Source organism: Lactococcus protaetiae (assembly GCF_006965445.1).
In the GTDB taxonomy this organism is placed as follows: domain Bacteria; phylum Bacillota; class Bacilli; order Lactobacillales; family Streptococcaceae; genus Lactococcus; species Lactococcus protaetiae.
The window spans coordinates 1,942,075-1,955,730 of the sequence record NZ_CP041356.1; the positions used below are offsets into that span (position 1 = coordinate 1,942,075).

At 35.4% G+C, this 13,656-nt stretch carries 14 protein-coding genes, 3 pseudogenes and 1 other annotated feature; all 17 genes and pseudogenes read right to left on the reverse strand.

Annotated elements, in window-relative coordinates:
• The gene (gene dltA / locus FLP15_RS09250) at positions 1-1,530 is read right to left on the reverse strand and encodes a D-alanine--poly(phosphoribitol) ligase subunit DltA (protein WP_142766885.1); all 1,530 of its coding nucleotides are present in this window, start codon (positions 1,528-1,530) and stop codon (positions 1-3) included.
• Positions 1,531-1,541: 11 nt separating this feature from the next.
• Entirely contained in the window at positions 1,542-1,670 is a 129-nt protein-coding gene (dltX, locus tag FLP15_RS09255; RefSeq protein WP_142766886.1) for a teichoic acid D-Ala incorporation-associated protein DltX, read from the reverse strand.
• A 243-nt stretch (positions 1,671-1,913) separates the two neighbouring features.
• Complete coding sequence (gene rplL, locus FLP15_RS09260) at positions 1,914-2,279, reverse strand: 50S ribosomal protein L7/L12 (protein WP_120771758.1); 366 nt, start codon at positions 2,277-2,279, stop codon at positions 1,914-1,916.
• Positions 2,280-2,360: 81 nt separating this feature from the next.
• Positions 2,361-2,876, reverse strand: coding sequence for a 50S ribosomal protein L10 (gene rplJ, locus FLP15_RS09265; RefSeq protein ID WP_120771759.1), 516 nt, complete (start codon positions 2,874-2,876; stop codon positions 2,361-2,363).
• Positions 2,877-2,899: 23 nt separating this feature from the next.
• Positions 2,900-3,030, reverse strand: a sequence feature (ribosomal protein L10 leader region).
• 69 nt (positions 3,031-3,099) lie between these two features.
• A complete protein-coding gene (locus FLP15_RS09270; RefSeq protein WP_223804605.1) occupies positions 3,100-3,291 on the reverse strand; it encodes a hypothetical protein in 192 nt (63 codons plus the stop codon).
• A gap of 6 nt (positions 3,292-3,297) precedes the next feature.
• Positions 3,298-3,572, reverse strand: a pseudogene (locus FLP15_RS13195) (S24 family peptidase).
• The gene (locus FLP15_RS13870) at positions 3,455-4,051 is read right to left on the reverse strand and encodes a helix-turn-helix domain-containing protein (RefSeq protein WP_223804606.1); all 597 of its coding nucleotides are present in this window, start codon (positions 4,049-4,051) and stop codon (positions 3,455-3,457) included. Before FLP15_RS13870 ends, FLP15_RS13195 begins: the two are co-directional and overlap by 118 nt.
• Positions 4,052-4,165: 114 nt before the next feature.
• Complete coding sequence (locus FLP15_RS09280; RefSeq protein ID WP_142766887.1) at positions 4,166-5,953, reverse strand: ABC transporter ATP-binding protein; 1,788 nt, start codon at positions 5,951-5,953, stop codon at positions 4,166-4,168.
• A pseudogene (locus FLP15_RS09285) lies at positions 5,937-7,780 on the reverse strand (ABC transporter ATP-binding protein). The gene FLP15_RS09280 and the pseudogene FLP15_RS09285 overlap by 17 nt, the downstream one beginning before the upstream one ends.
• A gap of 96 nt (positions 7,781-7,876) precedes the next feature.
• A complete protein-coding gene (locus FLP15_RS09290; protein ID WP_142766888.1) occupies positions 7,877-8,497 on the reverse strand; it encodes an ECF transporter S component in 621 nt (206 codons plus the stop codon).
• A 623-nt stretch (positions 8,498-9,120) separates the two neighbouring features.
• A complete protein-coding gene (locus FLP15_RS09295) occupies positions 9,121-9,837 on the reverse strand; it encodes a pseudouridine synthase (protein WP_142766889.1) in 717 nt (238 codons plus the stop codon).
• Positions 9,827-10,390, reverse strand: coding sequence for an SMC-Scp complex subunit ScpB (gene scpB, locus FLP15_RS09300; RefSeq protein ID WP_142766890.1), 564 nt, complete (start codon positions 10,388-10,390; stop codon positions 9,827-9,829). The genes FLP15_RS09295 and scpB overlap by 11 nt, the downstream gene beginning before the upstream one ends.
• Positions 10,387-11,118, reverse strand: a complete 732-nt coding sequence (locus FLP15_RS09305; RefSeq protein ID WP_142766891.1) for a segregation/condensation protein A — start codon at positions 11,116-11,118, stop codon at positions 10,387-10,389. The genes scpB and FLP15_RS09305 overlap by 4 nt, the downstream gene beginning before the upstream one ends.
• A 29-nt stretch (positions 11,119-11,147) precedes the next feature.
• A complete protein-coding gene (gene xerD / locus FLP15_RS09310) occupies positions 11,148-11,864 on the reverse strand; it encodes a site-specific tyrosine recombinase XerD (RefSeq protein ID WP_142766892.1) in 717 nt (238 codons plus the stop codon).
• Positions 11,842-12,303, reverse strand: coding sequence for a cyclic-di-AMP-binding protein CbpB (gene cbpB / locus FLP15_RS09315; protein WP_142766893.1), 462 nt, complete (start codon positions 12,301-12,303; stop codon positions 11,842-11,844). The genes xerD and cbpB overlap by 23 nt, the downstream gene beginning before the upstream one ends.
• Positions 12,304-12,324: 21 nt before the next feature.
• On the reverse strand, positions 12,325-12,828 hold the full coding sequence (locus tag FLP15_RS09320) for a metallophosphoesterase (RefSeq protein WP_142766894.1): 504 nt from the start codon (positions 12,826-12,828) through the stop codon (positions 12,325-12,327).
• A gap of 225 nt (positions 12,829-13,053) precedes the next feature.
• A pseudogene (locus tag FLP15_RS09325) lies at positions 13,054-13,647 on the reverse strand (nucleoside-triphosphate diphosphatase); the annotation flags it as partial.
• Positions 13,648-13,656: the final 9 nt, after the last annotated feature.

Here is a 13,656-nt window from a genome sequence, read left to right on the forward strand (position 1 = left end):
TCACTCTCCTGACATTTTAAGAGCAAGCGCCTTTCGGTCAACTTTTCCATTTTGATTAAGGGGGAATTCTTCCAAATAGATAAATTGTGTTGGCATCATATAATCCATAATTGTTTTGGACAATTCTGCTCTGAGCTGTTTTGTAAATGCACGCATTGCTGATTTATCAACTAGATGAGATAGACGTTGATTCATTTTTACAAAAGCAACAAGCGCTGTAACTTTATGCTGTGTATTAAATTTTGGTAAAACAATTGCTTTCTCAATTTGTTCTATTTCTTGCATATTTGCTTCAATGTCTTGGAGTTCAATTCGAAAACCATTGAATTTAACCTGAAAATCTATTCGTCCTTGATAATATAACATTCCGTCAGCACTGACAGAACCTGCATCCCCTGTATGATAGGCTTTTTCCCCATCAATGGTAAAAAAACTTTGAGCAGTTTTTTCTGGATTTTCATAATAACCTTTTGCAACGGAATCACCAATAATAATGATTTCTCCACCTATTATTCTTACTTCTACACCAGGTTTTGCATAACCGATAGGCAAACGTGCGTGATTTTTCAGTAATTCTTGAGTAATCTTTACTGACGAAATAGCTCCAGTTGCTTCTGTAGGTCCGTAAGTATTAAAAATGCTCGCTGACGGAAAAGCTGTCAGTAATTTTTCTGCCGTTTTTACTGTCAGTTCCTCACCACAAAAAATAAATTGTTGTAAATGAGGAAGATTTTTCTCTATAAATGAAGAATCAAGCAGGCAAATATCGACAAATGATGGAGTTGAGATCCATGTATTGATTACAGTTGAATTCAATCGTTCAAAGAGAAGTTTGAAATTTGTTGTTTCTTTTCTTGATAAAGAAACCAAGTTTCCTCCTGTAGTCAGACTTGGATAGATACTAAAAATGGATAAGTCGAAGCTATATAAAGCTTGAGATAAAATTTGATTATTTATAATATGTAAAAAATCATGATTCATCCAGTTTGTAAAACTAACAAGATTATCATGGCTGACTTCAACCCCTTTGGGAATCCCTGTCGTACCTGAAGTGTAGATAATATATGCACTATCATCGCCTGATATCGCATCATCTAAATTGATTGCTGGAAATTTTTTACTGACAGAAAGTTGTTCAATGCTGTCAGTGCTGATAGAAATTCTGTCAGCAAAAAGTTTCTTAAAATCTTCTGACAGCTCCGTCGTTGTGATTACCATTGTGACTTTTGATGCTGACCAAATCATTTCAGTTCGTTCAAAAGGCGTATGCGCATCTACTGGAATATAGGCATGACCTGTCAAATTTGCTGCCAGCATTGAAGTTAATGTTATAAAATCATTTTTACCAAAAATCAAAATCGGACACATCTGCTCTTCCTCATTTGCAGGTCGCTTTTGTTTAATTTTATCTGCAATTAATGACATCATATAAATCAATTCACGGTAAGTATATGAGCGTTCAGCTTCAGAGAAAGCTACCTTGTCAGGAAATTCCTGAGCAATTTTTAAAATACGTTCTAATAATTTCATTCATCTCTCCTCTAAAACTCATCATAAATAAAATGTACTCCTCCCGTATGGCTATACGAGTACAGATAAAGCAGTATGATGATTATAATAAAATAAAATATTGTCTTGCTAAAAAATACAACTATTTCTTTTTTATTCATCCTCCACCTCCTTTTACAATCAAATAAAGTTTATTTAATCATATTTAGATAAACGAATAGATAAATTTCACTTTATTGAATACATTTTATCATCCTGACAGAGAACCAAACTTACATTTATGTAAGAAAAATGTAGTATATACCAAAAAGTATACAAAATAAAAGTAGCTTCTATGGAAAGCTACTTTATTATTTATTAATCAAAAAAAGCCCTTAACAGGCTTTTTATCATACTCATAATGATTATTTAAGGTTAACTGAAGCACCAGCTGCTTCAAGTTTTTCTTTGATTTCGTTAGCTTCTGCTTCAGAAACACCTTCTTTAACAAGCGCAGGCGCACCGTCAACAAGTTCTTTAGCTTCTTTAAGACCAAGACCTGTGATACCACGAACTTCTTTGATAACTGCAACTTTCTTATCGCCTGCTCCAGTCAATTCAACGTCAAATGAATCTTTAGTAGCTGCTGCTTCACCAGCACCTGCTACTGCTGCTACAGGAGCTGCTGCAGTTACGTCAAATTTTTCTTCAATTGCTTTTACGAGTTCTGAAAGTTCAAGGATTGTAGCTGTTTCAAGTTCAGCAACGATGTTTTCAATGTTCAATGCCATTTTAATATTCTCCTATTAATTTTTTATTTTGTTGCGTAAATCCGCCGATTGTTTGTTGCTCAAGCAACAAGTAACCTGTCATTAAGCTGCCGACTCTTCTTTTTCTGCAACTGCTTTGACTGCAAGAGCCACGTTGCGAACTGGTGCTTGAAGCACTGAGAGAAGCATTGAAAGAAGACCTTCGCGACTTGGAAGAGACGCAATAGCTTGAATTTCTTCTTTTGAAGAAACTTTACCTTCAATTACACCAGCTTTGATTTCAAGATTTTCAGCTTCTTTTGCGAAGTCAGCCAAAACTTTTGCAGGTGCTACAACATCTTCGTTAGAAAATGCTACTGCTGATGGACCTGAGAAAGCTTCTGATAAACCTTCAAGACCAGCTTTTTCAGCTGCACGACGCAAGATTGAGTTTTTAACCACTTTGAATTCAACGCCAGCTTCACGGAGTTGTTTACGAAGTTGAGTATCTTGATCAACTGTCAAACCACGTGAATCTGCAACAACGATAGATGCTGCATCAGCCATTTTCTTTGTGTAAACATCAACCAATTCTGCTTTTTTAGCAATTGTTGCTTCATTTACTTTGTAATCGCTCATTTTTTTACCTCCATATTTTATTGTCGGGCATAAAAAAACTATGCCGACCATAGACATAGAGAGTTCAATTATCATTTTTTACTGTGATATTTGTCCTCGGTAGGAATATTATGACATACGTCCCTACTGTCTTCGGTCAGTTCTTTTAGAACCTTTAACAGTATAACAAAGTTTTCATAGATTTGCAAGAGAAAATTTAAGAAATTTTATTTCTTAAATTTATTCATGCAATACTTTTTTCCTTTTTGAAGAAATGTAAATTTTTTATTTTACTTATTTCTTGCTCCTGCTTTTTTGTTTTTTTTATCTCTTTTTCATCAAGTTTTACGGAAATCCATAGGACTAATTCATACAACAGTGCAAAAATTACCCCAATTCCTACAATCGGTAAAATATCTTTTATCCAAGCTATCATTTACTCTTAGTCCTCAATCTGTGCTTCTTCAATTTCTTCAAAATGATCTACAACTGGCCCAATAATACGAAAATTATCTTCCTGTCCTAGATAAAAATCTTTATATTGTGGTTCTGGATTGAGTGAATGAATTCTAAAGCAATCTTTTTCTTCAAAAACCTGTTTAATGTAAAGCTGCTCTTCTCCCAAATCCCTTCGGCGATTGCATAGATATCACCGCTACGACCAAAACCAGTATGTAAAAATGTTGCGATAGAGAAATTAGGAAACTCAGGTTCCATAGATTCTCCTTTAACTCGTGCAGCACCATCATAACGAGAAAGGGCATAGTGGTATAAGCCTTATAGTATCCTCCAGTGTTGCTGACAGAGTTTCCCAATCCTGCTGACAACTCTTCATCTTCGACTATGGCATAATAAAGTGAATTCCGAGAATAAGTTTGTAACTCAATAATATTTGATTTATTTTGCTCAATCAAAAAGTCAGTAAAATTAATGACAGATTCCTGTTGTTCCTCTGTCAGCAAACGATAATTTTCTAATAGCTGTTTTTCGGTAGAATAATCAGTTTTTTTGATGAGTTCTTCAATGGATAACCCATAAATTTCTGACAATTTTTCCAACAATTCCAGTGTTGGATTGCTCTCTTTTTGTTCCCAAAGGACATAGGCACTTTGTTTCATACCAAGTTGTTCAGCAAGCTGGCTCTGAGTGAGCTTTGCATTTATTCGAAGTTGTTTAAGATTTTTCCCAAAGTTCATTACTCAGCTCCTTTTATCAGTTTTTCTTATATTATATTCTAATATTTCTACTTTGTCAATATAAAATATCAGTTTTTCTGATAAAAAAATTTCTGTCAGTACTGACAGAAATCATTAAAGTTCATTTTGTAAGGTTTGAATCCGGTACATATCTGCATAATAACCATTTTGCTCAAGAAGTTCATCATGATTGCCACGTTCAATGATTTCTCCTTTATCAAGTACAAGAATCTGGTTGGCATCTTTAATCGTTGATAACCGGTGAGCAATCGCCATTGTTGTACGGTTTTGACGCATATTGGTCAGTCCTGCCTGAATCAGTGCTTCTGTTTCTGTATCAATATTTGCCGTTGCTTCATCTAGGAGAAGAATTTTAGGATTTCTGACAATCGTTCTAGCAAAATTAATCAACTGTCGTTCACCTGCTGAAAAAGCTGCCCCACCTTCAATGACACGCGTATCATAGCCGTTTTCTAATTGTTGAATGAATCGGTCAGCTTGTACAAATTTTGCAGCCTCTTTAGCAGCTTTGTCAGTAATGACAGGGTTCATCATTTTAATATTGTCAGTAACTGATGCAACAAACATGAACGAATCTTGCAAAACTAGACCTAATTTCTCTCTTAATTCTTCTTTCGAATAGCTGCGAATATCTCGGTCATCAATCAAAACTTGTCCTTCTGAAAATTCATAAAAACGCATAAAAACGTTGATAATACTTGATTTTCCAGAGCCCGTATGTCCGACAAAAGCCACAGTTTCCCCAGGATTTACAACAAATGAAATGTGTTTAAGCACTTGATGCTCTCCATCATAAGAAAAACTTACATCTCGAAATTCAATTTTTCCTTGTGTAATCGTTGGTAAATTGATACCAGAACTGTCAGTAGCCTGTTTCGGTACAAATTCTGTTTCTTCCATGATAGATTTGATTCGACTTGAGGCCACTAAACCATTTGAAAAATTTGATAAAGAATCCATCAGCCCAGAAATCGGATTAAAATAAATCTGCACATTGCTGATAAAAGCATAGACCAAGCCAGCTGCGACAACGGTATGCATGCTTCTATCAGAATACATAACCAAAACGACAATAATCGATATTGCCATCAAGAAATTAACTAATGGACTGAGTAACATTCCATTAATTTGAATGACTCGTCGTCTGAAACCATAGTATTCATCGTTTGTTTCTTCAAATTCCTTGCCCAATCGAGACTCCTGACGAAACTGTTGAATAATACGCATCCCAGAAATGTACTCATTTAACTTTGTATTTAATTCCGATCGTTTTGCCAACATTGCGCGATAAACACGTGTACTAACACGCTGATAAAGCATCACTGACAACAACAAAATCGGCAAGAAAATTAGCATCACTAAGGCAATTTGATGATCAATCAAAAACAGTGCAATGAAAGCAATGATAATAGACAACACACTTGTTAACGCATTAAACAACATCTGCCAAAAGTCAAACAAATCCGTATCATTCGTGATTCGCGTAATTAACCATCCTGTTGGTTTTTGGTCAAAGTAGCGCATACCCAAAGTGTGAATTTTTGCATAAACCTTTTTGCGAATATACTGGTTAACAAAAATCGAGCCATTTTGTAGATAGTTCCATTTGAAGAAAAAAGCAATTGAATTAATAATTGCAAGCACCAAATAAAGCCCTGCAAAGTAAAAAATAATTTGGTCCGTTGCTCTCATCGGTGTCAAATAAGAATCCATAAAAGCAGAAAGAACGAAAGGCATAATCGAAGCCAATGCCGTTGTTATCACGCTAAATACAAACGCCCAAACAAAATACCGCTTGAAAGGAAGCAAAAATTTGAAAATAAATTTAAAAACTTGCCAACTCTCACTGACAGACATTTTGTCATCACGATTCTCCGTCATTGTTGCCTCCCTTCGTTTTTGTCAGCATACTGACAGATTCATCATCCTCGCTCTGCTTTTCTGTCAGTGAATATGGAGAATTTCGACTTTCAAGATGACTCTCGATCTGTTGCATTTGCCACATTTGTGCATACCAACCCTCTGCTTTTATCAGATTTCCATGCAAGCCTCGCTCAGCAATTTTACCAGCTTCTAAAACCAAAATTTCATCAGCATCCATTACTGACGAAAGCCTGTGACTGACAATCAAAGTCGAACTTTCATGACGAAGTGCCTTTAAATTAGATAAAATCAACTGTTCAGTCTTTGCATCTACTGCAGATAATGCATCATCTAAGATTAAAATTTTAGGTTGAATCAGTAAAGCACGAGCAATAGACAAGCGTTGCTTTTGACCACCAGAAAGTGAAACACCACGTTCTCCAACCAACGTATCGTAGCCTGCAGGGAAAGCAACAATATCCTCATGAATTCCTGCAGCTCTGGCAGCAAGCTCAACCTCTTCTTGAGAAGCCGTCATTCGCGCAAAACGGATATTATCTCTCACTGACATTGAAAACAGGAAATGTTCCTGCGGCACATAACCAATCGCAGGCAAATATTCATCAAGCTGGTAATCCATAATATCTCGACCAGCAAAATCAATTTCACCTTCATAATGATCAAATTCACGCATTAATAACTTGATAATCGTCGATTTCCCAGAACCCGTCCGTCCAACCAGACCAAGTACCTTCCCCTTTTTCAAATCAAATTGAACATTCTGTAGATTACGCCCTTCATGCTCATTTGGATAAGTAAAATCCTGAACATTAAAAGTCAAATCTCCCGAATCAGGCATCAATAACTTTCCTTCAGAAACTTTTGATTCAGCCTCTTGAGCCAATAATTTATCCACACGTGAATACGATGCACGCCCCGTTCAATCACATTAAATAACACACCAATTGCAAACATTGGCCAAACCAAGTTACCTATATAAGTCATAAATGCAACCAATTGCCCTAAGCTTAATACATGGTGTACCACATAATAACCTCCAAGTGCAATTGTCAAAGTATAAGACACACCAACAATTAATGTAATTAAAGGATCATACATCGAATCAATTCGATTGACCTTGACAAAGGCTTCATCAATGTTATCTAATTTTTGCTGGAAGTCCGCCATATCTTGCGTTTCTTCTCCGAAAGATTTAATCGCTTTCATTCCAGTAATTGACTCTTGTACCTTATCGTTCATCTCAGAAAACGTCTCTTGAGCGTGTTCAAAACTCACATGAATTTTATCACCCAAAATCTTTGAAACCAATGCCAAAAAAGGTAAAGGAAGAACAGCAATAATTGTCAAACGCCAATCAATAAACAAAAGCATCGCGATAATCGTTGTCCCACCTGTCATCAATGAATCTGCCCACGTTAAAACGCCACGACCAGCTACTTCCTGAATCGCTTGTAAATCATTAGTGGCATGGGCCATCAAATCCCCTGTACGATTTCGCTGGTAAAAAAGTGTATCCATCCGCAAAAAATGCCGAAAAAGGCGCGCCCGCATAATTTTTTCTAGCTTAAAGGCCTCGCCCCAAATATTTGTTGACCAAAGATAGCGAAAACCATATTCAAAAGCGGCAGTTGCCAATAAAATTCCAGAAAATTCTAGAACTAAAGTTAAAGTCAACGTATGCTTCACAATATGGTCGATAATTTCTCCAATTACTAACGGTGGAATAAGATGCGTCATTGACACCATAAAAAGTGCAAATAGACCTACTCCATATCCTTTCTTCTCTGATTTAAAAAACCACCAGAGGTCTCTAAAAATTCCCATAAAGTTTATTCCAATTTATTTTATAATATTCTAAAGATTAGTATAGCATAAAAACTCAAAATAAAACAAAAAAGGCTGATAAATCAACCTTTTATCTTAAACATTATAAAATTTAACCACCTTATTTTTTCGGAAAACAGCGACAATTAAACCAAAGACAAGCGCAAAAATTAAGTTTTCAATCGTGTTAAAAGGAAGAACGACACTCATCAAGTAGTTAGGATTGAACGTTACCGCCAAAGACCCCATATCAAAAAGATGAACTGCCCCAGGGAAAATCTTGTCAACATCAAATCCCGCTGCCAAACGATATAGTGGAAGGGCATAGAATACATTCAAAATCATCATGACCACTACTGCTGAGATTGTTGCAAAAACAACACCAACAATGTAATTTTTAATCGAAAACTTCTTCTTAGTAAAGAGCCACACCATTGTCATAAAAAGTCCAAGCGCAATAAAATTCATTGGAACACCAATCCAAGTCGAGGGACCCTGATTAAATAAGATATACCACAGGACTGAACGGATAAACAGGATAATAAATCCATCTCCGAGCCCCAAAGTAAATACCCCTACTAATACAGGAATAATCGAAAGTTCAACCTTCATGAAATCAATTCCTGGTAAAAGCGGAAATTGCAAAATAGGCAATAATAAAATTGTAGAAAGTGCAGCAAGCATAGCAATAAGCACCATTCGACGTGTTTTAGACATAAAAAAACCTCCAAATATGAGAAAATAATTCTTCAAATTTCGAGGAAGTTGATAGACATTTTTTTGTTTGGCCAAAAACATAATCATAGCGAAAAAGCAGTGATTACATCACAAAAATTGTTCATCTTCTTCCATCCAGACTATCAAACCAATAAACTTTGTTAAACAAAAGCTATTGATTAAATGCTCCCATTTGGTCACATTTAACTGTCGCTAGCAGGTTCTCACTGCTTCAATCGCCATTGCGAATCGCGGAGTCATAAGGTCAAAGCCCTATTTACCGCCGGTCCCGAATCTCACGGTGCCCTGAAGATAAGTTTATTATAGCACAAGTAGATTCTTCTTTTCAAGACCTAAGTTTTCATACCAGATTACTATAATTTTTTCTACCGAACAAATATTCCAAAAAAGAGATGAAGTCAAGACTTATTCAGTGGGAGTTTCGTAAAACATTTGTCCATTTTCTCTAGTCGCTGAAGCGCCTGATAAAAGGGCAACTCCCCACTGAATTTAGTCGGACGAAATTCAAAGTTAGTGCTGCTTCATCCCCTACCTAAGAGTTAGGAGTATTGGCACGCACTTACTTCGAAAATAATAAAAAGCACCTTATCAGATGCTCTTTATCAAGCTTGTGCCGCATTAATTAATTGTGAAACTTCTTTCTTATTCAAACGACGATATTGTCCAGTAGGAACTCCATCCAAAACCAAGGTTCCATATTGAACACGACTTAATTTTTGGACTGGGAGCCCTACTGCCGCAAACATATTTTTAACTTGATGATTTTGTCCTTCATGAATTGTGAGACTAACAATAGAGTGATTTTTGACTTTATCCTGCTTGATAATTTCATAGCGTGCGGGACTCATCTTTTTCCCATCAATCTTAATTCCTAAAGTCAATGGACGTAAATTTTCTTTATTCGCCTGTCCTTCAACTTTGGCAATATAAACCTTGTCTACACCGTGTCTTGGATGTGTCATTAAGTTAGTGAACTCACCATCATTAGTTAATAAAAGTAGACCACTTGTATCCCAATCCAGACGTCCCACAGGATAAATTCTTTCCTTTACTTGAGGCATTAAATCCATTACTGTTTGTCGTCCTTTATCATCACTTACAGAAGAAATGTACCCACGTGGTTTGTTCAATAAATAGTAAACCGGTTCTTCATTATAAACCGCTACACCATTTACTTCAACCACATCTCCTGAGGAAACTTGATAACCTAGATTCGTCATAGGAACATTGTTAACTACAACCTTTCCTGCTAAGATTAATTCTTCTGCTTTGCGGCGACTTGCCACACCAGCGTGTGCCAAATATTTGTTAATTCGCATCTTCATCACTTTCATTAAATAAAATTTGTTTCTCTGCTATAAATTGTTCTTCATCAACTTCTGGAAGTTCCGCAAGTTGATTAATCCCAATATAATCTAGGAAAAACTCTGTTGTTGCATAAAGACTAGGACGCCCTGGAGCTTCAAGTTCTCCTACTTTTTCCACCAAATCAAAAGCACGCAGAGTAGCAATAACTCCAGATGAATTAACACCACGCAATTGTTCAATTTCTAATCGAGTTAAAGGCTGCTTATAGGCAATGATAGATAATACTTCTAACGCTGACTTCGATAGAGACTGATTAAGCGGTGTTTTCGCATAAGTGCTAAGCAAATCAGAAAATTCCTCTTTTGTTGCCATTCTATACTTTCCCGCAGTTTCAATAATTGTTAAAGCAGACTCCTCATCAGCATGATATTTTTCTCGAAGATAAACAATTTGCTGTTGACAGGCTTGTTTAGAAAGTTCAGCCAGTGATGACAACTCGGTAAGAGTCAAGCCCGATTCACCAGAAACAAAAAGTAAGAGCTCACAAGTAGCAGTCTTATTCAATATTTCAGCTCTCCTTTTCTTTCTAATATAATTTCCCCAAAAAGCTCTTCTTGAGAAAAAGAAATTTGTTGATTTTTAATCAATTCTAGTAATGCCATAAAAGTTGTGACAAGTTCTTCTTTTTTAGCATCTTTAGAAAACAGGCTAGAAAACTTACATATTTTTTGTTTGGTAAATTTTTTAGTAAGTTCCAAAATTTTATCAGCTATCGTATACTTCTCAGCTTCTATCGTTGTGTTTTCATCCTCTATCTGTTGCCGTTGAAGTTCGAGAATTTTATTAAAAGCCAAAAACAAATCTATTGCGTTTTTATCTTTGATAAGGCTAGTTTCATCTGTAATGATTTCTGTCTTGGACTTTGAATAATAATGACTTCGCACTGTATGTAGATTATTAAGGCTTTGAGATAACATCTTATATTTTCGATACTCATCAATTTGTGCAAGCAAGTCATATTCTAACTGTTCCGTATCTTCTATAAAATCATCAGAAATCGTTGGTAGAAGTCTTCGAGATTTGATAAGCATAAGTTGACTAGCCATAAGCATATACTCACCGGCAATCTCTAACTCAAGAGTTTGCATTTTTCTAATATAATTAAGATATTGTTCTATAACTGGTACTAATGGAACTTGAAATATATCCATTTGATATTGACTAACAAGGTGCAAAAGGAGATCCAGTGGACCTTCAAAGTTGTCAATCTTTATATTTATTTCTTCTATCATGTTTACATATTTTTAATAATGTAATTCCTCTATCTATAATATTTCTCAAGTGTAGTAATCGTTGATAATCCTAATAATCCTGCAACTTCGTAAATTGTTTTTCCATTTTTTACCTGATGCAAAATATATTGTTCTCTAATTTCTTTTGAAGAATATGGAGTAAATTTCTTTAGTTCAGTATAGAGAAATTGCCTTGATTTTGCAAATAGCTCATCGGCATTTTTGATTGCTTTAACACGCATTGAAAATTTCTCTCTAATAGGAAGTACACGTTTAATCCCAGATTTTTCAACTGTCAAATACTTAAATTTCCAATTAAAATTTTCCCACTTTAACTTCTGAATCTCTGAAAAATTTAAACCAAACTCCAAAATCAACAAGGCCAAAAATTGTCCTGGTCCAGTAAGTGGACCATAAAATTCTGGAAATTCTTTTATTTTCGGATGATAACTATGAGTTTTATCTATTTTCTTTTGAGAAATCTGTTCTAATTTATAGTAACGATTTATTTTTTTATTTTGGTAAAGATATAAAAGATACTGATTTGCGCTCGAAATCTTTCTCCGTTGAGCAGATGGAGAAAGCGCCGAAAGATATAATTTGTAAAGTTCCAATGCTTCGTCTGATATTGTTCTTTCTTCAAAAAAATCGTGAAAAGAAGCTAAATCATAGTAGTAGTTCGAACGAGTATTTGCTGAAAAATCCTTACTACTCAAATACCCATTAATTTCGTTTGGTAATTTCATAATATTTTGTAAAGTCATGAGAAAAAGCGTTGTATGCTTTTAATATTTCTTGTCGAACAATAATTCCAATAAATTCTTGTCCTTTAACAACAGGCAAAAAAGGCTCTTTAATGAGTTTATTCATAATTTCTTCAAGAGTAACTGAAGGTCTCAAAGTCGGCACTTCTTTATTTACAATCTCTGAGATTGTTGTATTTTGCGATTTTTCATAAAAGAAATCATGTTCCATTTCAAACTCAACGATTTCTGTCAAGCCAAGTACACCTATATATTCTTTTTGAGTGTTCAATACTGGAACTCGTGAATACTTGTATTGACTGAGTAACAATTTCGCATGTGCGATATTATGCTCTGCGTACAGAACGGCAACATTTTTTGCGGGCACAATGAAAGTATCACTTCTACTTAAAATAAACTCTTCTATATTTTTATCAATCACTTACTCCCCTCAAAATATGATTCATAGTTTAAACTGTAATTCTGGGATTGGTTCATGCTGAAGATTATGATAAGAGATATTATATTGTCCTTCCTCGATTTCAATCACAGCATACATTTTAATGTCATATTCTCCTCTTGGTTGTGCAACAGAACCTGGATTCACATAAACAATATTGTTGATTTTTTGAACAACGGGTCTATGAATATGTCCAAATAAAGCAATATCTGCTTCTTTTTCCTCAGCAAAGTATGAATAATGTTCCAATCCCAAGCCAACATAAAATAAATGACCGTGGGTAATCAACACTTTTTTTCCTTCAACTTCTTTGAGAACATACTCAGGATATCCATCATCATAATCACAGTTGCCAGCAACTACTGTAATTCCATTCCAAATTTCATCTGAGCTGGGAAGTTCTGAATCTCCACAATGAAAAATGTGACTTGCAGTATTTTGATACTTCTCTTTAATTGATTTTATGACCTCACGATCATAATGTGAATCTGACATTACTACAAACATAGATACCTTCTTAAATGAAGTCAAGACTTATTCTGTGGGAGTTTCGTAAAACATTTGTCCATTTTCTCTAGTCGCTGAAGCGACTGATAAAAGGGCAACTCACCACTGAATTTAGTCGGACGAAATTCAAAGTTAGTGCTGCTTCATCCCCTACCTAAGAGGTAGGGGGTGTTAGCACGCACTTACTTCGATAAATTTTATATTACATAAATAGCATTATGAAAATCAATTATTCAACCACTCTGGAAGTTCTTTCATCAACTTTCGGAGTGCTTGCCCTCTATGAGAGACTTTATTCTTCTCTTCATCTGATAATTGAGCTGCTGTCCGAAACGCATCCACTAGAAAAATAGGATCATATCCAAAACCATTCTCTCCTTTTGGCGTTAATCCAATATAACCATTCCAATCTGCCTCAACAACTAAACTTTCATGATTGGGTCTGGCAGCAACTAGCGTCGTATGAAAATGTGCACTTCTTTTTTCTGGTGTAATTGCTGTTGGAGCAAGTTCATGCAAAAGCTTGGTAATGTTTTTTTCGTCAGTAGGATTTGGTGCGGAGAACCGATGTGACCAAATTCCAGGTAAACCTCCTAGTGCATCTACACAGAGTCCTGAATCATCACCAATCACTACTTTACCAGTGAGTTCTGCAATTTGCTCAGCTTTTAAACGTGCATTTTCTTCGAAAGTTGTTCCAGTTTCCTCAATTTCAGGAAGTTCTGGATAGTCTGTCAAATCTTTGATTTCATAGCCAAAGTCGCCAAGCAAACTCTCGAACTCTTTAGTTTTTCCTTTGTTCCCTGTGGCAATAATCAACGTATTTTC